Raw genomic sequence first — 24,356 nt, 5'->3', positions numbered from 1 at the left:
CTGCGCTTTGCCATCCGCGAGGGCGGCCGCACCGTGGGCGCCGGCGTCGTCGCCAAAATCATCAAGTAATTTTGATGTACAATGGTGGGCTGTCCGCCCGCCGTTGCTTTCAAAAACGGGGGTGCGTGACCGCACCACCGTTTTCGAGGTTTTAGGGGTATAGCTCAATTGGCAGAGCGTCGGTCTCCAAAACCGAAGGTTGAGGGTTCGATTCCTTCTGCCCCTGCCACAGATCATATCGCCGTGCACGCCGCGGCGCCATCATCCGGAATATGTCGCACCAGAACGTAGAAACAGTCAACCGTGCCGCCGATCGCATCAAGCTCGGTCTGGCCGTGCTTGTGATCGCTGCGGGCATCGTCGCATATTCGGTATTCGACACCCAGCCAATGATCGTGCGTGTGGGCGCGTTCATCGGCGGCCTGGTCCTGGCGGCTTTGATCGCGTGGTTCAGCGAGACCGGCCGACGCACCATCGGGTATGCGCGCGAATCCTACAACGAGACGCGCCGCGTGGTTTGGCCCACCCGCAAGGAAACCACCCAGATGACCGGGATTGTGTTTGCCTTCGTGGTGGCGATGGGCGCGTTGCTGTGGGTTGCCGACAAACTGCTGAGCTGGATCATCTACGGTCTGTTGCTGGGCTGGAATTAAGGAACCGAATGAGCAAGCGCTGGTATGTCGTCCATGTCTATTCGGGCATGGAGAAAAGTGTCCACAAGGCGCTGGTCGAGCGCATCGAACGTGCCGGCCTGCAGACGTCCTTTGGCCGCATCCTGGTGCCCTCAGAGGAAGTCGTCGAAATCAAGGATGGCCGAAAATCCATTTCCGAGCGCCGGATTTTCCCGGGTTACGTGCTCGTCGAGATGGATTTGACCGACGAGACCTGGCACCTGGTCAAGAACACCAACCGCGTCACCGGCTTTCTTGGTGGCTCGGGCAACCGGCCGGCGCCGATCTCCGAGCGCGAAGTCGAAAAAATTCTCTCCCAGATGGAAGAGGGCGTCGAGAAACCCCGTCCCAAGGTTCTCTTCGAGGTGGGCGAGATGGTACGGGTCAAGGAAGGCCCTTTTGCTGATTTCAACGGCAACGTCGAGGAAGTCAACTACGAAAAGAGCAAGATCCGGGTGTCAGTGACCATTTTTGGTCGCGCCACGCCGGTCGAGCTGGATTTCAGTCAGGTCGAGAAGGTCTGACAGTTTTACCGCCAGGCCGCGCTACGGTAAAGCGTCCCCTCGGGGGATGAGCCAGGACACGGGATAGTCCCCGCGGACTATTCCGAGCCTGACGAATCCGAGCAGCATGCAAGCTGCGAGGTGGACGCAAGCCGAAGGCGCAGTGTGGGGGCGTTTATTAACCACCCGGGGAGCCCGCCGCTCGAATGCGACGGGCGTTCGTACCCGATAGGAGCATCGCATGGCGAAGAAAATCGTCGGCTTCATCAAGCTGCAAGTGCCAGCTGGAAAGGCCAACCCCTCTCCCCCGATCGGCCCGGCGCTGGGTCAGCGTGGGCTGAACATCATGGAATTCTGCAAGGCGTTCAACGCCAAGACCCAGGGCATGGAGCCCGGTCTGCCGATTCCGGTCGTGATCACCGCGTTCGCCGACAAGAGCTTCACCTTCATCATGAAGACTCCGCCGGCGACCATCCTGATCAAAAAGGCCGCCAGCCTGCAAAAGGGTTCGGCTCGCCCAAACTCTGAGAAGGTCGGCTCGCTCACGCGCGCCCAGGCCGAGGAGATCGCCAAGACCAAGCAGCCCGACCTGACGGCTGCGGATCTGGACGCCGCTGTGCGCACCATTGCCGGCAGCGCGCGCAGCATGGGTATCGACGTCGAAGGAGTGGTTTAATCATGGCCAAGCTGAGCAAGCGTGCGGCGGCCATTGCCGCCAAAATCGATCGCACCAAGTTCTATCCCGTCGCCGAGGCCCTGGCCCTGGTGAAGGATACGGCTACGGCCAAGTTCGATGAGTCCATCGACGTGGCGGTGCAACTGGGCATCGACCCCAAGAAGTCCGATCAACTCGTGCGTGGCTCGGTCGTGCTGCCCGCGGGCACCGGCAAGTCCGTGCGCGTGGCCGTGTTCGCCCAAGGCGAAAAGGCCGACGCCGCCCGCGCCGCGGGTGCCGACATCGTGGGCCTCGAGGACCTGGCCGACAGCATCAAGGCCGGCAACATTGATTTCGACATCGTGATCGCCTCGCCCGACACGATGCGCGTCGTCGGCGCCCTGGGCCAGGTGCTGGGGCCCCGTGGCCTGATGCCGAACCCCAAGGTCGGCACGGTGACTCCGGACGTCGTGACCGCCGTCAAGAACGCCAAGGCCGGCCAGGTGCAATACCGCACCGACAAGGCGGGCATCATCCACGCCACCATCGGCCGCGCCTCTTTTGGCGTCGAGCAGTTGCAAACCAATCTTGCCGCCTTGATCGACGCGCTGAACAAGGCACGTCCGGCCGCGGCCAAGGGCATCTACCTGCGCAAGGTCGCTGTTTCGTCCACGATGGGCGGTGGCGCGCGCGTCGAGGTGGCTTCGCTGGCCGCCTGAGGCCGGCACAAGGAACTTTGGGCTGCACCCGGCTTCGGTCGGGTGCCGCTGTCAAAGACCGCTGGAGCCCAGGCCCGCTGTATTGGGGCCGGGCTTAATCCCGGGCCGTTTGCCGGATCCAGCGTAGACGGCGCCCAGGAAGAATTCATTACGAACTCGACCAGGTGCGCCGCATTCGGTTGACGCGAGGGAGCCTCCCAAGCGTCGTTAGATGGAGTGTTCAACCATGAGTCTCAGTCGCCAAGAAAAGGCGGTGGTCATCGAGGAAGTCGCGGCGGAAGTTGCCAAGGCCCAATCGATCATCGTTGCCGAGTACCGTGGTCTGGACGTCGCCTCCGTAACCGTATTGCGCAAGACCGCGCGTGAATCGGGTGTGTACCTGCGCGTGTTGAAGAACACGCTGGTGCGCCGTGCCGTGTCGGGGACCCCTTTCGAGGGAATCTCGGCGCAGTTGACCGGTCCGCTGATCTACGGGATCAGCCAAGATCCGGTCGGGGCCGCCAAGGTGCTGGCCGATTTCGCAAAGTCCAACGACAAGCTGGTCATCAAGAGCGGGGCCCTGCCCAATAGTCTCTTGGACCAAGATGGTGTCAAGGCCCTGGCCACGATGCCCTCGCGCGAGGAGTTGCTGTCCAAGCTCATGGGCACCATGCAGGCGCCTATCGCTCAGTTTGTGCGTACGCTCAACGAAGTGCCCACGAAGTTCGTGCGCGGCCTGGCGGCCGTCCGCGACCAAAAGGAAGCCGCCTAAGGCGTCCGTCGTGGGTTGCTCGACGTTACGAACGACAACCAAACCTGGCTCATACCTATATCTGGAGTTCTAAAAATGGCATTAAGCAAAGCTGAAATCCTCGACGCGGTCGCCGCGATGAGCGTGCTCGACCTGTCCGAGCTGATCAAGGAAATGGAAGACAAATTCGGCGTGTCCGCCGCTGCCGCCGCGGTCGCCGTGGCTGCCGCGCCGGCCGCCGGCGGTGCCGCCGCCGCTGCCGAAGAGCAGACCGAGTTCACCATCGTGCTGGCGGAAATTGGCGCCAACAAGGTCAGCGTCATCAAGGCCGTGCGCGAGATCACCGGCCTGGGCCTCAAGGAAGCCAAGGACCTGGTCGACGGCGCGCCCAAGCCCGTCAAGGAAGGCGTGGACAAGGCTGCCGCCGAAGACGCCAAGAAGAAGCTCGAAGAAGCGGGTGCCAAGGTCGAACTCAAATAAGGCCTTGATCACCCTGCCCGGGAAGCGCCAAGGCCTTCCCGGGCTTTTGCGTTTCCAGAAAACCCGTGTTCCATGCCCTTGCGTGCGCCGAGCCGGGTTCTCTGGAGTCGTAAACCATGGCCGTGGTTGACGGCCTAAGCAACCCTCGAGTCGGAGTGCTCATGCCTTATTCGTACACCGAAAAGAAGCGCATACGCAAGAGTTTCGCCAAGCGTGAGGACGTCCAGAACGTTCCTTTCCTACTGGCGACTCAGCTGCAGTCATTCAAAACCTTCCTTCAGGCGGACACGCCACCTGCCAAGCGCAAGGACGAAGGCTTGCAGGCGGCCTTCAATTCGATATTCCCGATCGTCAGCCACAACCAGATGGCGCGGTTGGAATTTGTCAGCTACGTGCTGGGCACGCCGGTGTTCGACGTCAAGGAATGCCAGATGCGCGGCCTGACCTTCGCCTCGCCCCTGCGCGCCAAGGTGCGCCTGGTGCTGATGGACCGCGAGGTCAGCAAGCCCACCGTCAAAGAAGTCAAAGAGCAGGAAGTCTACATGGGCGAGATTCCGCTCATGACCGACACCGGTTCGTTCGTGATCAACGGCACCGAGCGCGTCATCGTCTCGCAGTTGCACCGTTCGCCCGGGGTGTTCTTCGAACATGACCGCGGCAAGACCCACAGCTCGGGCAAGCTGCTGTTCTCGGCGCGCGTGATCCCCTATCGCGGCTCGTGGCTGGATTTCGAGTTCGATCCCAAGGACATTCTGTTCTTCCGCATCGACCGCCGCCGCAAGATGCCGGTCACCATCCTGCTGAAGTCCATCGGCATGACGGCCGAGGCCATCCTCGCGTATTTCTCGAATTTCGATCACATCGCCCTGCACAACGAGGGCGGCATGCTGGAATTCGTCCCCGAGCGCTGGAAAGGCGAAGTGGCCCGTTTCGATATCGCCGATAAAAAGGGCGAGGTCATCGTCGAAAAGGACAAGCGCATCAATGCCAAGCACCTGCGCGACTTGACGGCCGCCAAGGTCACTCACATCTCGGTGCCCGAGGACTTCCTGCTGGGCCGCGTGTTGGCCAAGAACGTCATCAATCCCGAGACCGGCGAGGTCCTGGCCGGCGCCAACGACGAGATCACCGAATCCATCCTGGCCGATCTGCGCGTGGCCGGCATCCGTGACATCGAGACCCTCTACATCAACGAGCTCAATGAGGGCGCCTACATCTCGTCGACGCTGCGCACCGACGAGACCGCCGACCAGATGGCCGCGCGCGTCGCGATCTACCGCATGATGCGTCCCGGCGAGCCCCCCACCGAGGAGGCCGTCGAGGCCCTGTTCCAGCGTCTGTTCTACAGCGAAGACACCTACGATCTCTCGCGCGTCGGCCGGATGAAGGTCAACAGCCGCCTGGGCCGCGAGGAAGGCACGGGGCCGCTCACGCTCACCAACGAAGACATCCTGGACACCATCAAGATCCTGGTCGAGTTGCGCAATGGCCGTGGCCAGATCGACGACATCGACCACCTGGGCAATCGCCGGGTGCGCTGTGTGGGCGAGCTGGCCGAGAACCAGTTCCGCGCTGGTCTGGTGCGCGTCGAGCGTGCGGTCAAGGAACGCCTCGGCCAGGCCGAGACCGAGAACTTGATGCCGCACGACCTGATCAACTCCAAGCCGATTTCCGCGGCCATCAAAGAGTTCTTCGGTTCCAGCCAATTCTCGCAGTTCATGGACCAGACCAACCCGCTGTCCGAGATCACGCACAAGCGCCGCGTCTCGGCCTTGGGCCCCGGCGGCCTGACGCGCGAGCGCGCGGGCTTCGAGGTGCGCGACGTGCACCCGACCCACTACGGCCGCGTCTGCCCGATCGAAACGCCCGAAGGCCCGAACATCGGCCTGATCAACTCGCTGGCCCTGTATGCGCGTCTGAATGAGTATGGTTTCCTTGAAACGCCGTATCGCAAGATCATCGATGGCCGCGTCAGCGACCAGATCGACTACCTGTCGGCCATCGAGGAGAGCAAGTTCGTCATCGCCCAGGCCAACGCCCATCTCGATGACGAGGGTCGTTTCGTCGACGAGCTGGTGGCCTGCCGCGAAGCCGGCGAAACCATGCTGACCGCGCCGAGCAACGTGCATTACATGGACGTGGCGCCGTCGCAGATCGTCTCGGTCGCCGCCTCGCTGATCCCCTTCCTCGAGCACGACGACGCCAACCGGGCCCTGATGGGCGCCAACATGCAGCGCCAGGCGGTCCCCTGCCTGCGTCCTGAAAAGCCCCTCGTGGGAACCGGGATCGAGCGCACCGTCGCGGTCGACTCGGGCACCACCGTGCAGGCCTTGCGCGGCGGCGTGGTCGACCATGTCGATGCCGAGCGCGTGGTGATTCGCGTCAACGACAATGAAAACGTCGCAGGCGAAGTCGGCGTCGACATCTACAACCTGAAAAAATACACTCGCTCGAACCAGAACACCAACATCAACCAGCGACCCATCGTGTCGCGCGGCGATGTGTTGGCGCGCGGCGACGTGCTGGCCGATGGCGCCTCCAGCGACCTGGGCGAACTCGCCCTGGGTCAGAATATGCTGATCGCCTTCATGCCCTGGAACGGCTACAACTTCGAGGACTCGGTGCTGATCTCCGAGCGCGTCGTGGCCGACGACCGCTATACCTCGATCCACATCGAGGAACTGACGGTCGTCGCCCGCGACACCAAGCTCGGGCCTGAGGAAATCACTCGCGACATCAGCAACTTGGCCGAGATCCAGCTCAATCGCCTGGACGATTCGGGCATCGTGCACATTGGCGCGGAAGTCCGCGCCGACGACGTGCTGGTCGGCAAGGTCACGCCCAAGGGCGAGACCCAGCTCACCCCCGAGGAAAAGCTGCTGCGCGCGATCTTTGGCGAGAAGGCTTCCGACGTTAAGGACACGTCGCTGCGCGTGCCCTCGGGCATGATCGGGACCGTCATCGACGTGCAGGTCTTCACGCGCGAGGGCATCGAGCGCGACAAGCGTGCCCAGTCCATCATCGACGATGAACTGCGCCGCTATCGCCAGGATCTGAACGACCAATTGCGCATCGTCGAGAACGACGCGTTCGACCGCATGCGCAAGACCCTGCTCGGCAAGACGGTCAACGGCGGCCCGCGCAAGCTCGCCAAGGGCACCGAGCTCGCGGCCGAGTACCTCGACAGTCTGGATCGCTGGCAGTGGTTCGACATCCGCCTGGCCGACGAGGACGGTGCGGTCGCGCTCGAACAGGTCAAGGAGGCCCTCGAACAGAAACGCCACCAATTCGACCTGGCCTTCGAGGAAAAGCGCAAGAAGCTCACCCAAGGCGACGAGCTGCCGCCGGGCGTGCTCAAGATGATCAAGGTCTACCTGGCCGTCAAGCGCCGCCTGCAACCGGGCGACAAGATGGCCGGCCGCCACGGCAACAAGGGCATCGTCTCGCGCATCACGCCGGTCGAGGATATGCCGCACATGGCCGACGGCACCCCTGTCGACATCGTGCTCAACCCGCTGGGCGTGCCCTCGCGGATGAACATCGGTCAGGTGCTGGAAGTCCACCTGGGCTGGGCGGCCAAGGGCCTGGGCCGGCGCATCGCCGACCTGCTCGAGGATGAGCGTGGCGCCCAGGTCAAGGCCCTGCGCGGTCATCTCGACACGATTTACAACACCTGCGGCTCGGCGGTCCGGCTCGAGGGCCTGTCCGACGACGAAATCCTCGACATGGCGCGCAACCTGTGCAACGGCGTGCCGCTGGCCACACCGGTGTTCGACGGGGCGACCGAAGAGGACATCACCCGCATGCTCGAGATCGCCTACCCCGACGAGATCGCCGAGGAGCTCAGGCTCACCAGCGGCCGCACGCAGGCCTGGCTGACCGACGGCCGCACCGGCGAGCAGTTCGAGCGCCCGGTCACCGTGGGCTACATGCACTTCCTCAAGCTGCACCACCTGGTCGACGACAAGATGCACGCGCGTTCGACGGGCCCGTACTCGCTCGTCACCCAGCAGCCGCTGGGCGGCAAGGCGCAGTTCGGCGGCCAGCGTTTCGGGGAAATGGAGGTTTGGGCCCTCGAGGCCTATGGCGCGTCCTATACCCTGCAGGAAATGCTGACGGTGAAGTCCGACGATATCTCGGGCCGTACCAAGGTCTACGAGAACATCGTCAAGGGCGATCACGTGATCGACGCGGGCATGCCCGAGTCCTTCAACGTGCTGGTCAAGGAAATTCGATCCCTGTCCCTGGACATGGATCTGGAGCGTAAATAATGAAAGCGCTACTCGATCTCTTCAAGCAAGTCTCGCAAGACGAGCAATTCGATGCGATCCGCATCGGCATCGCGTCGCCCGAAAAGATCCGCTCGTGGTCCTTTGGCGAGGTGCGCAAGCCCGAGACCATCAACTACCGGACGTTCAAGCCCGAGCGCGATGGTCTGTTCTGCGCCAAGATTTTCGGCCCGATCAAGGACTACGAGTGCCTTTGCGGCAAGTACAAGCGTCTCAAGCACCGTGGCGTGATTTGCGAGAAGTGCGGCGTGGAAGTCACCGTGGCCAAGGTGCGTCGCGAGCGCATGGGCCATATCGAGCTGGCCAGCCCCGTCGCGCACATCTGGTTCCTCAAGTCCCTGCCCTCGCGCTTGGGCATGGTGCTGGACATGACGCTGCGCGACATCGAGCGCGTGCTGTATTTCGAGGCCTGGTGCGTGATCGAGCCCGGCATGACGCCGCTCAAGCGCGGCCAGATCATGTCCGATGACGACTACCTGTCCAAGACCGAGGAATACGGCGACGATTTCCATGCCCTGATGGGCGCGGAGGCCGTGCGCGAGCTGCTGCGCACGATCGACATCGACGCCGAGGTTGAAAAGCTGCGCGGCGAGCTCAAGGCCACCGGCTCGGATGCCAAGATCAAGAAAATCTCCAAGCGACTGAAGGTGCTCGAGGGTTTCCAGAAATCCGGCATCAAGCCCGACTGGATGATCATGGAGGTCCTGCCGGTACTGCCGCCGGACCTGCGCCCGCTGGTCCCCCTGGACGGTGGCCGCTTCGCGACCTCCGATCTGAACGACCTGTACCGCCGTGTCATCAACCGCAACAACCGCCTCAAGCGCCTGCTGGAGCTCAAGGCCCCGGATATCATCCTGCGCAATGAAAAGCGCATGCTGCAAGAGGCCGTGGATTCGCTGCTGGACAACGGCCGTCGCGGCAAGGCCATGACCGGCGCCAACAAGCGCCAGCTCAAGTCCCTGGCCGACATGATCAAGGGCAAGAGCGGGCGTTTCCGCCAGAACCTGCTGGGCAAGCGCGTCGACTACTCGGGTCGTTCGGTCATCGTGGTCGGTCCGCAGCTGCGCCTGCACCAGTGCGGCCTGCCCAAGCTCATGGCTCTCGAGCTGTTCAAGCCCTTCATCTTCAACCGTCTCGAGATGATGGGCCTGGCCACGACCATCAAGGCGGCCAAGAAGCTCGTCGAGAGCCAGGAACCGGTGGTCTGGGATATTCTCGAGGACGTGATCCGCGAGCATCCCGTGATGCTCAATCGCGCCCCGACCCTGCACCGCCTCGGCATCCAGGCCTTCGAACCGCAGTTGATCGAAGGCAAGGCCATCCAGCTCCATCCGCTGGTCTGCGCGGCGTTCAACGCCGACTTCGACGGCGACCAGATGGCCGTCCACGTGCCGCTGTCGCTCGAGGCCCAGCTCGAGGCTCGCACGCTGATGCTGGCCTCCAACAACGTGCTGTTCCCGGCCAACGGCGAGCCGGCCATCGTGCCGTCGCAGGACATCGTGTTGGGCTTGTATTACGCCACGCGCGAGCGCATCAACGGCAAGGGCGAGGGCATGTTCCTGGCCGACCTGGCCGAGGTGCAACGCGCCTACGACAACCACGAGGTCGAGTTGCAGACACGCATCACGGTGCGCCTGCCCGAGTTCGTCAAGGGCGAGAATGGCGAGTGGCAGCCCGAGCTGCACCGCTTCCAGACCACCGTCGGCCGGGCGCTGCTCTCCGAGATCCTGCCGCACGGGCTGTCCTTTTCATCCTTGAACAAGGCGCTCAAGAAAAAGGAAATCTCGCGCCTGATCAACCAGTCCTACCGCCGTTGCGGCTTGCGGGCGACGGTGATCTTTGCCGACAGGCTGATGCAGTCGGGCTTCCGCCTGGCCACGCGCGGTGGCGTGTCCATCGCCATGGGCGACATGGTGGTGCCCGCGGTCAAGGGCGAAATCCTGGCCCAGGCCAGCAAAGAGGTCAAGGAGATCGACAAGCAGTACTCCTCGGGCCTGGTGACCGCGCAGGAACGCTACAACAACGTGGTGGACATCTGGGGCAAGGCCGGCGATCGCGTCGGCAAGGCCATGATGGAGCAGCTCTCGACCGAGCCGGTGATCGACCGGCACGGCAAGGAGGTGCGCCAGGAGTCGTTCAACTCCATCTACATGATGGCCGACTCGGGCGCCCGGGGCTCCGCTGCCCAGATCCGCCAGCTCGCCGGCATGCGCGGCCTGATGGCCAAGCCCGACGGCTCCATCATCGAGACGCCCATCACGGCGAACTTCCGTGAAGGCCTGAACGTGCTGCAGTACTTCATCTCGACCCACGGCGCGCGCAAGGGCCTGGCGGACACCGCGCTGAAGACCGCGAACTCGGGCTACCTGACCCGGCGTCTCGTGGACGTTACGCAGGATTTGGTGATCACCGAGGACGATTGCGGCACCACGCACGGCTACGTGATGAAGGCGCTGGTCGAGGGCGGAGAGGTGATCGAGCCGCTGCGCGACCGGATCCTGGGCCGTGTGGCCGCCATCGATGTCGTCAATCCCGATACGCAGGAAACCGTCGTTGCCGCCGGCACCCTGTTCGACGAGAACCTGGTCGAGCTCATCGACGAGGTGGGCGTGGATGAGGTCAAGATCCGCACTCCTCTCACCTGCGAGACGCGTCATGGCTTGTGCGCGCACTGCTACGGCCGCGATCTGGGCCGCGGCGCGCTGGTCAACAAGGGCGAGGCCATCGGCGTGATTGCCGCGCAATCCATCGGCGAGCCGGGCACCCAGCTCACCATGCGGACCTTCCACATCGGCGGTGCGGCCTCGCGTTCGGCCATGGCGAGTTCCGTCGAGACCAAGTCCGCCGGCACGGTGGGCTTTGCGATCGGCCTGCGCTACCTGACCAATGCGAGCGGCGACCGCGTGGCGGTGTCGCGTTCGGGCGAGATCGTCATTTATGACGACAACCGCCGTGAGCGCGAGCGTCACAAGGTGCCCTATGGCGCCACCATCACCGTGGGCGATGGTGAAGCCGTCAAGGCGGGCCAGAAGCTCGCGAACTGGGACCCGCTGACCCGTCCGATCGTGTCCGAGTACACCGGTACCCTGCGTTTCGAGAACATCGAGGAAGGGGTCACCGTAGCGCGCCAGGTGGACGAGATCACCGGTCTGTCGACCCTGGTCGTGATCACGCCCAAGACCCGCAGCACCGGCAAGACCATCCAGCGCCCGCAGATCCGTCTGCTGGACGATGTCGGCCAGGAGATCAAGGTCGCCGGTACCGATCACCCGGTGGCGATCTCGTTCCCGGTGGGGGCACTGATCACCGTGCGCGATGGTCAGCAGGTCGGCGTGGGCGAGGTGCTGGCGCGGATTCCGCAGGAATCGCAAAAGACCCGCGATATCACTGGCGGTCTGCCGCGCGTGGCCGAGCTGTTCGAGGCGCGCGCGCCCAAGGACGCGGGCATGCTGGCCGATGTCACCGGCACGGTTTCGTTCGGCAAGGACACCAAGGGCAAGCAGCGCCTGGTCATCACCGACATGGACGGCGTCAGCCACGAGTTCCTGATCTCCAAGGAAAAGCAGGTGCTGGTGCACGACGGCCAGGTGGTGAACAAGGGCGAACTGATCGTCGATGGCCCGGCCGACCCGCACGACATCCTGCGCCTGCAGGGCATCGAGCGGCTGGCCTCGTACGTGGTCAACGAGGTGCAGGACGTCTACCGCCTGCAGGGTGTGAAGATCAACGACAAGCACATCGAGGTCATCGTTCGCCAGATGCTGCGCCGGGTCAACATCGTCAACGCCGGCGACACCGGCTTCATCACCGGCGAGCAGGTCGAGCGCTCTGAGTTGCTCAACGAAAACGACCGCATGGAAGCCGATGGCAAGTTGCCAGCCACATACGAGAACGTGCTGCTGGGGATCACCAAGGCGTCCCTGTCGACCGACTCGTTCATCTCGGCCGCATCCTTCCAGGAGACCACCCGGGTGTTGACCGAGGCAGCCATCATGGGCAAGCGCGACGACCTGCGCGGCTTGAAGGAAAACGTCATCGTCGGCCGGCTGATTCCGGCAGGCACGGGCATGTCCTATCACATCGCCCGCCATGACAAGGAGATCTTCGAGGCGGCCGAGCGCCAGGCAGCGCGCGCACTCGCCAATCCCTTCGAGGAATCCGCCGAGGTCGCCCATGTGGGCGATGCCGGGGATCACCACGAAGGCGGGGAGGTCGCCGACGCCCAGGAACCGTCCGCCGAGTGATGCCCGGGCAAGGGGCGGCCCTCACGGGCCGTCCTGCGTCCGGCGGATCCGGGTGGCGCATCATGCGCCGCGAGAGTCGGTTGAAAACGCCCTTAGGGGCGTTTTTTTGTGCCTTGCGGCTCGCCGCCGTGAAAAATAATGCCCCTGGAAAGGCATTCCGTTTTGACTATTTTAGAACTCGATTCTAAAATCGAACAAATCCTTTCATGGCAACCCTTGCGAGCCATTCCTTCGACACACCCATCGAGAATCACTTATGGATCTGAATCTGTCCTCCGAGCAAGTCATGCTGGTTGAAGCTGTCCGCAAATTCGTCGAGCAGGAGTTGCTGCCGCTCGAAGAGGGCATCGAGGAAACCGGCAGCCTGGATCCGGCGCTCGCCCGCGCCTTGTTCGAGAAATCCCGCGACAATGGGATGTATGCCATGAATATCCCCGAGGAGTTTGGCGGCGGGGGCCTCTCGGCTCTGGACACCATGCTCGTCGAGGAGCAGTTCGGCCACGCCAAGGACATCCTGATCCGGCGCGCCTTCGGCAATGTGTATGAGGTGTTGCTGGGCGCCAACGAAACGCAGCGCGAGCGCTGGCTCTTGCCCGCGGTGCGCGGCGAGCGCACCTGCTCGATCGCGATCACCGAGCCGGGTGCCGGCTCGGACGCCGCCGCGATCCGCACCCGTGCCGTGCGCCAGGGCGAAGGCTGGGTGCTGCGAGGCAACAAGCACTTCATCAGCGACGGCGAGTTTTCGGATTTCTTTGTCGTGTCCGCGATCACCGATCCCGAGGCGGGCTCGCGCGGGATCTCGCTGTTCCTGGTGGACAAGAATCTACCGGGGCTCGTGGTCGGGCGCAATCAAAAGATGATGGGCCTGACCGGCACCAGCCACGTCGAGCTGCATTTCGACGATGTGGTCCTGGACCCCGACTGCCTGCTGGGCGATGAGGGCACGGGCTTTGGCCAGATCCTGCGGACCTTGGGCCGCGTGCGCCTGGCCCAGGTCTGCGCGCGGGCGGTGGGCAAGGCGACGCGCCTGCTGAACCTGATGGTGTCCTACGCCGACGATCGCAAGCAGTTCGGCCAGGCGATCGGCGACTTCCAGATGATCCAGCAGATGCTTGCCGACAGCGCCATCGAGATCAATGCGGCGCGCTGGATGGTATGGGACGCCGCCGCGGACATCGACAGCGGCAAGGATCCGCGCGAAAAGATTTCGATGGCCAAGGTCTACGCCTCGGAAATGCTGGGGCGTGTGGCCGATCGCGCGGTTCAGGTCTATGGCGGCATGGGTTATTGCGCGGACCTGCCCGTTGAACGCCTGTATCGCGATGCGCGGATTTTCCGCATTTTCGATGGCACCTCGGAAATTCATCGCAGCGTGATCGCACGCAGCCTGCGCAAGCATGGTGAAATCCTCTACGGGACGGTGTAGGTCACGCGCGTCGGCCTGTTGTCCGACGCCGGAAAACCGAGGCCCCGCTGATCGGCGGGGCCTCTTTTGCATGTGCCCCCGCGACGCGGGGTGCCATGCGTGACCTCAGGCGGCCAGATAGCGGCGTGCGCCGTCGATGCAGCGGCGAGCCCATTCCTCGTGGCCCAGGGCCTGGAGCTGGGCGTCGTTGGGGATTTCGAGGGAATAGGGCAGGGCCGGCATGGCGTCCAGGATCGAGCGGATGTCGATCCCGCCTTCGCCCGGCACGTAGCGTTCGCTGCGTGCCGCGTGGATCAGGCCCTCGACCGTGTCGGGAATCTCGGCCGGCGCGTCGCAGACTTGCGCGTAATGGAACCATTCGCGCGGCAACGCGCGCAACTCGTTGATGCTGTCGCGCGAGCGGTTGAAGTGCAGCGTGTCGATCACGATGCCCGCGTTGGGCCGGTTGATCGCACGCACCACCTCGACCGCTGCCTGCAGGTCCGGGGTTTCGGTCCAGCTCGGATATTCCACGTCCACGGTCAAGCCGAGCGGACGGGCCATGTCGCACAGCCGGGCGAAGCGCTGGGCCGCGCGTTCGCGGTCGGGATCGGGCAGTTGGGTGAGGATGTGCCGGGCACCCAGCTCGGCCGCCGTGTCGAGCACGGCGGCATAGGTCTCGGGCTCGATCTCGGCGGGCATGCGCGCCAACTCGATGTCGAGCACGCCGACGCCGGTGTCGGCGAGCAGGGCTTTGACCTCGTTGAGCATCGCACGGTCGTTTTGCAAGGCAAAGACGTGTTCTGTGGGGGTGACCGCGGTCAGCCGCAAGCTGACGAAGTCGTAGCCGGTGCGCTGCGCGATGCGGATCATCTCTGTCGGCGGGCAGGTGAGCACCGTCAAATGCGCCAGCGAAAACTGGAGGGCCATGGGGGAATTCCTTGAAGTAGCAGTTCTGCAACTAATATAGAATTAAATTCTGTACCACGCAACATTAAAACGAAATCAGGTTCCCGTTGTGGGTTGATCGGGTTTACTCTAAGATAGCCGCACCGTATCCTTAGAGCTTTTCTCCGCGCCCGCAGGAGCGTGACATGACAGACCGCTACGCCGTGATCGGCAATCCGATCGCACAATCCAAATCTCCCATCCTGCACACCGCCTTCGCCCGGCAATTCGGGCATGACTTGCGGTATGAGGCACTGCTTGCCGAACACGACACCTTTACCGAGGTCGTCAGCCGGTTCATCGCCGAGGGCGGCAAGGGCATGAACGTCACCGCCCCGTTCAAGCTCGCCGCTCTGGAATTCGCCGATACCCTGTCCGACCGCGCGCAGGCGGCCCAGGCGATCAATACCCTCAAGTTCGGGCCCGATGGCGTCTATGGCGACAACACCGACGGGATCGGCCTGGTCAGCGACATCCAGGATCGCCTGGGCGTCAGCCTCGAGGGCCGACGGCTGCTCGTGATCGGGGCTGGCGGCGCCGCGCGCGGCATTCTGCTGCCCCTCTTGCAGGCCGCTCCGGATTACCTGCTGCTGGTCAATCGCACCGAGCACAAGGCCCATGATCTGTTGGCCGACCGGCGCCAGGCCGGCAAGATCGAGGCCGGCCCGCTGGGCGCGGTCGCTGGCGGCCGCTTCGATGTGGTGATCAACGCCACCTCGGCCAGCCTCAGCGGCGCCCACCTGCCGCTGGCCAGCGGCGTGTTCGCACCCGGCTCGCTCGCCTATGACCTCGTCTACGGCAAGGGCGACACGGCGTTCATGGCCGACGCGCGCGAACTGGGGGCCGGCCGGGTATCGGACGGCCTGGGCATGCTGGTCGGCCAGGCGGCCGAGTCCTACCGTCTATGGCATGGCCGGCAACCCGAGGTCGAACCGGTCATGGCGATGCTGAGGTAGGGTGCCGGGCGGATAATGGACATACAAGGCGACGCGCGGCCCTGGCTGGGGCCGGTGCTCATGTGCCTGGCCGGCCTTTGTTTCGCCATGCTGGATTCCGCGACCAAATACCTCGCCGCGTTCTACCCCCTGACCCAGATCGTCTGGGGGCGCTATGCGGCGCAGACCTTATTGCTCGCCCTCGTCTTTGCCCCGCGCATGGGCTGGAGCCTGTTCCATGCCCACAGCTATCCGCTGCAACTGCTGCGGGGCCTGTGCCTGTTCAGCGCCAGCATCCTGGTGATCAACGGTTTCGCGCGGCTGCCGCTGACCGAGACGTCGGCAATCCTGTTTCTCGCGCCGCTGATCGTTACGCTGCTCTCGGGGGCCCTGCTCAAGGAAAAGGCCCGGCGCATGGATTGGGTGGCCGTGTGCTGCGGGTTCGCCGGGGTGCTCATCATCGCGCGGCCCGGCGGCGGCCTGCTCACCTGGGCAATCCTGTTTCCCGTGGGGGCGGCCGTGTGCAATGCCCTCTACCAGATCGTGACCCGCTCGACGCGCAGCTCCGAGCATCCTGTGACCAGCAATCTGTATACCGGCATGGTGGGCACGGCGCTGCTCCTGCCGGTCATGCCCGCCGTGTGGATGCCCATGCTCTGGACCGATTTGCTGCTGGTCGGAGGGTCGGGCTGCATTGCCGCCGTCGGCCATTTGGTGATCACCAAGGCGCTGTCGTATTCCCCGGCCGCTGCCCTGGGGCCCTACAGTTATTTCCAGCTCGTGTTCGTCGCCGCCCTGAGCTGGATGATTTTCGGCACGCTTCCCGACGCCGTGTCCTGGATCGGGATCCTGGTCATCGCCACGGGAGGCCTGATGATCTCGGTGCGGCGCCTCTTGCAATATGGGTCGTCAAAATTTCATTCCAGAAAGCGGTTGCGTTGAATAGAATTGTGTTCTAAAGTACGCTCGATAGCGCAGCGCTAATCGATCGTGACCAGAGGAATGCAATGACGAAGGCCTTCGAGGGTATCCGTGTACTGGACTTGACGAACGTCCTGGCCGGCCCGTTTTGCGCATATCAGCTCGCTTTGCTGGGGGCCGATGTGATCAAGGTCGAGGTTCCCCGCACCGGCGACCTCGCGCGCCAGCTCGGCGCCGATTCCTCGTTGAACGCTGCCGGGATGGGGGCCTCGTTTCTCGCCCAGAACGGTGGCAAGCGCTCGATGACGCTGAACCTGAAGTCCGACGCGGGGCGCGAGGTGCTGCTGCGCCTGGTGCGCAGCGCCGACGTGCTGATCGAGAATTTCCGCCCCGGGGTCATGGATCGCCTGAATGTGGGCTACGAGGTGCTGAAAGCCGCGAATCCGCGCCTGGTGTATTGCGCGATCTCCGGATTCGGCCAGGATGGCCCGATGCGCGGTGCGCCCGCCTATGACCAGATCGTCCAGGGCCTGTCGGGGGTGATGAGCATCACCGGATCCGAGGACTCGGCGCCCCTGCGCGTCGGTTATCCCATGGCGGACACCATCGGCGGCATCACGGCGGCCTTCGCCGTCGCCAGTGCCCTGGTGCGCCAGCAACGCACCGGCCAGGGCGATTTCATCGACGTCTCCATGCTGGATTCCACCATTGTGACCATGGGTTGGGTGGTCTCCAACTACCTGATCGCCGATGTCCTGCCCAAGCCCATGGGCAACGAAAACTTCACTGCGGTGCCGTCGGGCACGTTCCGCACGGGCGACGGCCTGCTCAACATCGCCGCCAACAAGCAGGAGCAGTTCGAAGCCCTGATGCGTGTCGTCGGGCGGCCCGAGCTGGTTGAGGACGAGCGCTTTTCGCGCCGCGAGCAGCGCAAGCAGAACCGGGCCGCGCTCACCGCCGAGCTCGAACAGGCCCTGGCCGCCAAGTCCGCGCAGGATTGGGAAGCCATTCTGTCGGGCATTGGCGTGCCCGCCGGGCGGGTGTTGAGCGTGCCCGAGGCGCTGGAATTGCCGCAGGTGCGCGGACGCGAACTGCTGGCGCGCTTTGACGAGGTGCCCGGACTGGACCGCCCCATCGAGGTGGTGCGTGCCGGCTTCAAGATGGCGGGCGGCAATCCGGATGTGGCCACGCCGCCTCCGGTCCTCGGGGCGGACACCGATCCGATCCTCGATGAGCTTGGATATTCGACGGACGAGATTCGCGCCATGCGCGACAATCAGGTGATCTAGATATGACGACACAGACTGCGCAAGGCGCGGCGGCCGACGAGCGGATCGATGAGGCCAGCCGCTGGTGGTCCACCAGCATCATCGACATCGAGCCGGGCAAGATCGGCATCCGGGGTTATCCGATCCAGGATTTGATCGGCAGGATCAGCTTTGCCCAGATGATCTGGTTGATGCTGCGTGGCACATTGCCCGACGAGGCGCAGGCCCGCCTGTTCGAGGCCGCCCTGGTGTCCGCTGTGGACCACGGTCCGCATGCCCCGTCGATCGCGATCTCGCGGATGGCGATCAGCTGCGGCGTGGATCTGAACGGGGCCGTGGGCTCGGCGGTCAACGTGCTGGGCGACATCCATGGGGGCGCCGGCCAGCAGTGCATGACGCTCTATCGGGATTGCCGGGCGCGCACTGGGCAGGGCACCGGTGATCCGATCCAGCAGGCCCTGGACGCCTATCGCGCCGAGCACGGCAAAATCGTGCCCGGCTTCGGTCACCGTTTCCACCCCCGCGACCCGCGGGCGACCCGCCTGCTGGCCCTGGTCGACGAGGCCGTGGCCACTGGCGTGGTGACGGGCGAGTTCGCCGCCATCGGCCGTAGGATCGAGGTCGTCCTGGAGCGTGAAAAGGGGCGCCATATTCCCATGAATATTGATGGCGCAACCGCCGTCATCTATTCTGAACTCGGTTTTGCCCCTGAACTGGGCCGGGGGATTTTCCTCCTGTCGCGTTCGGTCGGCATCCTCGCCCATGCCTGGGAGCAGATGCAGGAGGGCCGTCGCATCAAGGGTCCCATGCCCCCCAGCATCCCCTATGCCTATACCGGCCCGAAAACCGGTACCGTCAAGTAAGCGAATGGAGACATCATGCAAGAGTTGATCGCGCACCAATTGGTCCGTTACCTCGAAGAACGCGGCGTCGAGCACATCTTCGGGCTGTGCGGCCACACCAACATCGCCGTTCTGACCGAGCTGGAGGGCAGCTCGATCCGCTTCATCAATTCGCGCCACGAGCAGATCGCGGCGCACGCGGCCGATGGCTACGCGCGCATGCGCCGCAAGGCCGCCGTGGTCCTGAGCCACCTCGGGCCCGGCCTGACCAATGCGTCCACCGGCATTGCCAACGCCGCCCTGGATTCAATCCCGGTCGTGGTGATCGCGGGCGACGTGCCCAGCCACTATCATGGCAAGCATCCCCACCAAGAGATCAACCTGCACGCCGATGCGGCGCAGTGGGAGATCTATCGCCCCTTCGTCAAGCGCGCCTGGCGCGTGGATCGCCCCGACCTGTTCCCCGAGATTCTGGAAAAGGCCTTCCAGCTCGCTGAAAGCGGCCGGCCGGGCCCGGTGCTGGTGTCCGTGCCGATGGACATCTTCTCAATGAAGGTCGACACGGCTCTGTTCGAGCGTCTGCGGGCCCACACCAAGCAACTGGAAAAGCCCTCGATCGACGACACGCTCGCGCGGCGGATCGTCCAGGAACTGATCGATGCCGAGCGGCCCGTGATCTATGCCGGCGGCGGCGTGATCCTGGCCGACGCGGCGCGTGAATTGGCCGATCTGGCCGAGCACCTCGGCCTGCCGGTCGCCCATTCGCTGATGGGCAAGGGGGTGCTGCCCGATGACCATCCCCTGACCCTGGGCATGACTGGTTTCTGGGGCACGCAGTTCGTCAACGACACCTGCCGCGAGGCCGATTTGGTGCTGGGCCTGGGCACGCGCTTCACCGAGGCGGATTGCAGTTCCTGGGAAAACGAGTACACCTTCAGTTTTCCGCCGACCCGCCTGATCCACATCGATATCGATCCGGCCGAGATCGGCCGCAACTATCCCGCCCAGATCGGCGCGGTCGCCGATCTGCACCAGGCCCTCAAGGTCCTCAACCGGGTGGCGCGCGAGATGCTGCCCGAGCCGCGTCCCAACGAGGCCCTGCGCCAGCGCATCGCCGATTACCGCCGCGAGTTTTCGGCCAGCAACGTCGAGGCCATCCGCAGCGACAGTTACCCCATGATGCCCGAGCGCATCCTGGCCGAGGTGCGCGAGGTCCTGCCGCGCGATGCGATCATCACCACCGATGTGGGTTGGAACAAGAACGGCGTGGGCCAGCAGTTTCCCGTCTACGAGCCGGGCAGCATCCTCACACCGGGTGGCTACGCCACCATGGGCTTCGGCGCGCCCGGCGCGCTGGGCGCCAAGCTCGCCTGCCCCGACCGCGTGGTGGTGTCCTTGGTGGGTGATGGCGGATTCGGCCAGAACCCGGCCCTGCTGGCGACCGCGGTCGAAGAGAACATTCCCGTGGTCTGGGTGGTGATGAACAACTGCGCCTTCGGCACTATCGCGGGCCTGCAAAAGGCGCACTACGGCACCACGCTCGGAACGGTATTCGTCAAGGACGGCAAGCCCTACACCCCGGACTTTGCCGCCATTGCCCGCGCTTATGGCGCAGAGGGCATCCGGATCGAGAGCGCTTCAGAGTTCAAGGATGCGCTTGCACGTGCTATAAGCAGCAAAAAGCCGGTCGTCATCGATGTCCTGATGCGTAATAATCCGGTCCCCACGTCGGGCCACTGGAACATCCTGGACATCTATTCGCCCGGTGCGAAGATTTCCCATGTCAGCATAGATTGACGGTTCGTCCACTTAGCAGCCATCAGGCTTCATCCAAGGAGACATGCATGAAGACACACACCCTGTTCAAGAAGTATGCCCTGGCGGGCGCCCTCGCCGTTGCGATAGCCGGCTTGTCCGCGCCCTCGTTCGCCGCCGACACGGTCAAGATCGCCGAGGTCGTCGAGCTCACCGGGCCAGGCACCACCGCCGGCACCAACTTCAAGAACGGCGCCGACTTGGCCATCAAGGAAATCAACGCCGCCGGCGGCATCCTGGGTCGCCAGATCGTCACGACCTCGGCCGACACCCAGACCAACCCGGGCATTGCCAAGGGCCTGTCCCAAAAGGCGATCGATGATGAGGCCTTTGCCGTGTTCGGCCCCGTGTTTTCGGGTTCGATCATGGTCAGCATGGACACGACCGAGGCGGCCAAGGTGCCCAACTTCATTGGCGGCGAGGCTGCGTCCATCACGCAAAAGGGCAATCCCTACGTCTTTCGCACCAGCCTGACCCAGGCCGACGCCATGCCCAAGGTCGCGCGCTATCTGGACGGCCGCAAGGACATCAACAGCATCGCCGTCATTTTCGTGAACAACGACTTTGGCAAGGGTGGGCGCGACGCCATCATCGAGGCGCTCAAGAGCACCCACGTCAAGGTCGTCGAGGACATCTCGACCAGCACCGGGCAGGTGGACTTCAGCTCGGCCGTGCTCAAGGCCAAGCAAAGCAACGCCGATGCGATCTTTGCCTACCTCAACGAGGAGGAATCGGCTCGCCTGCTGCGCGAACTGAAAAAGCAGGGCTGGGATAAGCCCATCGTCGGCGAGACCACGCTCACGGGTCAAAAGGTCATCGATCTCGCCGGACCCGCCGCCGAGGGCGCCATCGCCCACGTTGGCCTGACCGTGGATGCGCCCCTGCCAGGCATGAAGAAATACGGCGCGGACTTCCAGAAGGCCTACGGCTATGTGTCCGACCACAACGGCATCAAGGGCTACACGGGCATCTACATCCTCAAGGCCGCCATCGAGAAGGTTGGCAAGTTCGATCGCGAACTGGTGACCAAGGCCTTGCATGGCATCCATATCTCGACCAAGGACCACCCGGGCGTTCTGATGGACGTGTCGATCGATGACAAGGGCGACCTCGACCGCGAGAGCTTCCTGGTGCAGGTGGTCAACGGGCATCAGAAGGTCATCGAGATCCTGCCGCCGCTGGGCAAGAAGTAACCGGCGCCTGGTAGCCGCCCCCGGGTTCGACCCCGGGGGCATTCAAGCCGCAGCGGCGCGCAGCGCCGGTGCGGCCATTCAAGGACGGGACGCCAGCCCGTCAATAGCATAGGCGCAAGCCCAAATGATAGATTTACTCCAACTCATCATCTCCGGGATGGCCACCGGGGCGATCTACGCCTTGGCCGCGCTCGGCTTTACCCTGCTGTGGCAGGCCTCGGGCACCATCAACTTCGCCACCGGCGAGTTCGTCATGTTGCCGGCTTTCTCGATGCTGGCCTTCCAGGCGCTGGGCTTGCCGCTGCTGCTCAGTTTCGCGCTCACGCTTATCGTGGCGACCGCGGTCCTGGGCTATGGCTTCAAGCGCACCATCGTCGATCCGATGCGCAAGTACGGCGTCATGCCCCTAGTCGTGGCCACGATCGGCTTGGCGCTGATCATGCGCAGTGGCGTGCAGCTTTCCTTTGGCGCGCAGGCGCTGCCGTTCCAGAATGCTTTCGGCTACGAGGTCTTCAACTTTGGCGGCGTGAATGTCTCGGCCGGCGATCTCGGCACCCTGCTGGTTACCTTTATCGTGGTCGTGGGCCTGCAGGCCTTCCTGCAGCGCACGGTCACGGGCCGCGCCATGCAGGCGGTGGCCCAGAACACCGAATCGGCCGAGGTCCTCGGGATCAAGGTCAACCGGATGATCTTCTATACCTTCGCGATCAACGCCATGCTGGCCACGCTGGCGGCCTTGCTGGTCACGCCGCTGTACCTGGCCAAGTTCGACATGGGCATCACCCTGGGACTGAAGGCGTTTCTCGCAGCCATCATCGGCGGGTTCAACAATTCGCGCGGCGCCCTGCTGGGCGGCATCATCATCGGCGTGAGCGAGAACCTGATCGGGGCCTATGTGTCCTCGGCCTACAAGGACGGCGCCGCGCTGGGGCTGTTCATGCTGGTGATCCTGTTCAAGCCCAATGGCCTGCTGGGCGCGCCCACCGAGCGCAAGGTCTGAGGGGACGATCATGAAGAAACTCAACTGGATTCTGGGCATTCTGAGCATCGTGGCGCTGATCGTCGCGCCGCACTTTTTCAAGACCTACGGCGTCTACCTGCTGACGTACTGGCTGGTCTACGTCATCGCCAACTTCGGCCTGAACCTCATCGTTGGCTATGCCGGCCTGAAGGCCCTGGGCCATGCCTCCTTCTTCGGCATCGGTGCCTATACGTCGGCTATCCTGATGCAGGCGGGCGTCGATTTCTGGGCGGCCATGGTGGTGGGCATGGTGCTGTGTTTCGTGCTCGGACTGCTGGTGGGCTTTCCGGCCCTGCGCGTGCAGATGCACTACCTGGCCTTCGCCACCCTCGGCTTGAACGAGATCATCGTGCTCATCCTCAAGAACGAGGAATGGCTCACCGGCGGCACCTTCGGGATATCCGGCATCGCGCGGCCGAGCTTATTCGGCTATGTCTTCAAGGGGGCGATTCCGTATTACTACTTTGTGCTGGCCTTTGCCCTGATCGCGTTCCTGCTGCTGTGGTGGTTGATCCATTCGCCTTGGGGCAAGGCCTTCACGGCCCTGCGCGACAACCCGATCCGGGCCGAGAGCCTGGGGGTCAACATCCAGCGCTACACGCTGCTGGCCTTCGCCATCGGCGGGGTCTATGCGGGGGTGGCCGGCTCGCTGTTCGCCTCGCTGGTGCAATTCATCGATCCAGCGCCGTTCGACGTGCAGATTTCCATCCTGATGTTCCTGATGGTGATTCTCGGCGGGCCGGGCTATCTGCTGGGACCGGTGCTGGGTTCCTTCATCGGTGTGTTCGCGCCCGAGTGGTTGCGCTTCACCGAGGGCTGGTATCTGTTGCTGTTCGGCGCGGTGATCGTGGGTTTGATGGTCTGGCTGCCGGGCGGGCTGCTGTCGCTGCGCCAGGCGCTGATCGCCCGCCGCGAAGCCAAGGCGCATGAGGCGGCGCGCATCACGGCGGCCGCTCAGGCAAGGAGAGGTGCATGAATCCGATACTGAGCGTCAAGGGGCTCAAGAAATCCTACGGCGCCATCCAGGCGGTGCGCGACGTGTCTTTCGAAGTCATGCCCGGTGAAATCTTCGGGGTGATCGGGCCCAACGGCTCGGGCAAGACCACCATGTTCAACAGCATGCTGGGGCAGATCCGGCCGGATGACGGCCAGATCTTCCTCAACGGCAAGGACATCACCGACCTGAATCCGCAGCAGCTCAGCATGCAGGGCGTGGGGCGTACGTTCCAGACCCTGCAGGTGTTTGGCAATATGACGGTGCGCGACAACCTGATCGTCGCGGCGCAGGAGCACAAGAGCACTATGCTGCGGCGCCTGTTCGCGCCGACGGATTCGGGGCTGGGCGGCAGGGCCGACTCACTCATCGATCTGTTCAATATCGCCCACGTCAAGCACAAGCCGGCGGGCTCACTGTCCTATGGCCAGCAGAAGCTCGTCGACATCGCCATGGCGTTCATGAGCGAACCGGCGCTGGTGCTGCTCGACGAGCCCTGCGCCGGGGTCAATCCGCGGCTGGTGGCCGGCATTTCGCGGATGCTCAAGGAGCTCAACCAGCAGCGCCAGGGCTCGTTCGTGGTGATCGAGCACAATATGGACTTCGTGATGGACCTGTGTCATCGGATCATGGTGATGGTCGAGGGCGAGGTGATGATGGTGGGCACGCCCGCCGAGGTGCGCGCCAACAAGCGCGTACTCGAGGCCTATCTGGGGAGCTGAG

The 24,356-nt window shown here is 63.9% G+C and carries 20 protein-coding genes and 1 tRNA gene; 20 read left to right on the top strand and 1 reads right to left on the bottom strand.

All coding sequences use genetic code 11. The features are described 5' to 3' along the window. The 11 genes from ABS761_RS15800 to ABS761_RS15750 all read left to right on the top strand — a co-directional run. Positions 1-69, top strand: a 69-nt coding sequence (locus ABS761_RS15800; protein ID WP_078536286.1) for an EF-Tu C-terminal domain-related protein, incomplete at its 5' end; no start/stop codon positions are given. Positions 70-153: 84 nt separating this feature from the next. Continuing rightward, positions 154-229, top strand: a tRNA-Trp gene (locus tag ABS761_RS15795). Positions 230-272: 43 nt separating this feature from the next. Further along, positions 273-653: a preprotein translocase subunit SecE gene (secE, locus tag ABS761_RS15790; protein ID WP_350409315.1), complete on the top strand. Its 381-nt coding sequence runs from the start codon at positions 273-275 to the stop codon at positions 651-653. A gap of 8 nt (positions 654-661) precedes the next feature. Next, complete coding sequence (gene nusG / locus ABS761_RS15785; RefSeq protein WP_350409314.1) at positions 662-1,195, top strand: transcription termination/antitermination protein NusG; 534 nt, start codon at positions 662-664, stop codon at positions 1,193-1,195. A 220-nt stretch (positions 1,196-1,415) separates the two neighbouring features. Beyond that, on the top strand, positions 1,416-1,850 hold the full coding sequence (gene rplK / locus ABS761_RS15780; RefSeq protein ID WP_350409313.1) for a 50S ribosomal protein L11: 435 nt from the start codon (positions 1,416-1,418) through the stop codon (positions 1,848-1,850). 2 nt (positions 1,851-1,852) lie between these two features. After that, the gene (gene rplA, locus ABS761_RS15775) at positions 1,853-2,548 is read left to right on the top strand and encodes a 50S ribosomal protein L1 (protein WP_350409312.1); all 696 of its coding nucleotides are present in this window, start codon (positions 1,853-1,855) and stop codon (positions 2,546-2,548) included. Positions 2,549-2,774: 226 nt separating this feature from the next. Further along, positions 2,775-3,299 (top strand): 50S ribosomal protein L10, encoded by a 525-nt coding sequence (rplJ, locus tag ABS761_RS15770; protein WP_350409311.1) that lies wholly within the window; start codon positions 2,775-2,777, stop codon positions 3,297-3,299. Between the two features lie 75 nt (positions 3,300-3,374). After that, positions 3,375-3,758, top strand: a complete 384-nt coding sequence (rplL, locus tag ABS761_RS15765; protein ID WP_350409310.1) for a 50S ribosomal protein L7/L12 — start codon at positions 3,375-3,377, stop codon at positions 3,756-3,758. A gap of 161 nt (positions 3,759-3,919) precedes the next feature. Next, complete coding sequence (gene rpoB / locus ABS761_RS15760) at positions 3,920-8,029, top strand: DNA-directed RNA polymerase subunit beta (protein ID WP_350409309.1); 4,110 nt, start codon at positions 3,920-3,922, stop codon at positions 8,027-8,029. Then, the gene (gene rpoC, locus ABS761_RS15755) at positions 8,029-12,291 is read left to right on the top strand and encodes a DNA-directed RNA polymerase subunit beta' (RefSeq protein WP_350409307.1); all 4,263 of its coding nucleotides are present in this window, start codon (positions 8,029-8,031) and stop codon (positions 12,289-12,291) included. The genes rpoB and rpoC overlap by 1 nt, the downstream gene beginning before the upstream one ends. Before the next feature lie 256 nt (positions 12,292-12,547). Further along, entirely contained in the window at positions 12,548-13,717 is a 1,170-nt protein-coding gene (locus tag ABS761_RS15750; protein ID WP_350409306.1) for an acyl-CoA dehydrogenase family protein, read from the top strand. Positions 13,718-13,822: 105 nt separating this feature from the next. On the opposite strand, the gene ABS761_RS15745 is transcribed toward ABS761_RS15750, so the two are convergent. Then, entirely contained in the window at positions 13,823-14,626 is an 804-nt protein-coding gene (locus ABS761_RS15745; RefSeq protein ID WP_350409305.1) for a sugar phosphate isomerase/epimerase family protein, read from the bottom strand. 164 nt (positions 14,627-14,790) lie between these two features. On the opposite strand from ABS761_RS15745, the gene aroE reads away from it, so the two are divergent. From aroE to ABS761_RS15700, 9 genes are all read left to right on the top strand, one after another. Next, entirely contained in the window at positions 14,791-15,600 is an 810-nt protein-coding gene (gene aroE / locus ABS761_RS15740) for a shikimate dehydrogenase (RefSeq protein WP_350409304.1), read from the top strand. 15 nt (positions 15,601-15,615) lie between these two features. Next, positions 15,616-16,521 carry a DMT family transporter gene (locus ABS761_RS15735; RefSeq protein ID WP_350409303.1) on the top strand — a complete coding sequence of 302 codons (906 nt, stop codon included), beginning with the start codon at positions 15,616-15,618 and terminating at the stop codon, positions 16,519-16,521. A 65-nt stretch (positions 16,522-16,586) separates the two neighbouring features. Beyond that, on the top strand, positions 16,587-17,789 hold the full coding sequence (locus ABS761_RS15730; RefSeq protein ID WP_350409302.1) for a CaiB/BaiF CoA transferase family protein: 1,203 nt from the start codon (positions 16,587-16,589) through the stop codon (positions 17,787-17,789). A gap of 2 nt (positions 17,790-17,791) precedes the next feature. Next, positions 17,792-18,631, top strand: a complete 840-nt coding sequence (locus tag ABS761_RS15725; protein WP_350409301.1) for a citryl-CoA lyase — start codon at positions 17,792-17,794, stop codon at positions 18,629-18,631. 15 nt (positions 18,632-18,646) lie between these two features. Beyond that, positions 18,647-20,407, top strand: coding sequence for a thiamine pyrophosphate-binding protein (locus tag ABS761_RS15720; RefSeq protein ID WP_350409300.1), 1,761 nt, complete (start codon positions 18,647-18,649; stop codon positions 20,405-20,407). Positions 20,408-20,454: 47 nt separating this feature from the next. Further along, on the top strand, positions 20,455-21,618 hold the full coding sequence (locus tag ABS761_RS15715) for an ABC transporter substrate-binding protein (RefSeq protein ID WP_350409298.1): 1,164 nt from the start codon (positions 20,455-20,457) through the stop codon (positions 21,616-21,618). A gap of 124 nt (positions 21,619-21,742) precedes the next feature. After that, positions 21,743-22,618 carry a branched-chain amino acid ABC transporter permease gene (locus ABS761_RS15710; protein WP_350409297.1) on the top strand — a complete coding sequence of 292 codons (876 nt, stop codon included), beginning with the start codon at positions 21,743-21,745 and terminating at the stop codon, positions 22,616-22,618. Between the two features lie 10 nt (positions 22,619-22,628). Next, positions 22,629-23,615, top strand: a complete 987-nt coding sequence (locus ABS761_RS15705; protein WP_350409295.1) for a branched-chain amino acid ABC transporter permease — start codon at positions 22,629-22,631, stop codon at positions 23,613-23,615. After that, a complete protein-coding gene (locus tag ABS761_RS15700; protein WP_350409294.1) occupies positions 23,612-24,355 on the top strand; it encodes an ABC transporter ATP-binding protein in 744 nt (247 codons plus the stop codon). Before ABS761_RS15705 ends, ABS761_RS15700 begins: the two co-directional genes overlap by 4 nt. Position 24,356 lies beyond the last annotated feature (1 nt).

It is taken from the genome of Castellaniella sp. GW247-6E4, from assembly GCF_040276065.1.
Classification (GTDB): domain Bacteria; phylum Pseudomonadota; class Gammaproteobacteria; order Burkholderiales; family Burkholderiaceae_B; genus Castellaniella.
This window is presented reverse-complemented; position numbering and strand designations above follow the sequence as displayed.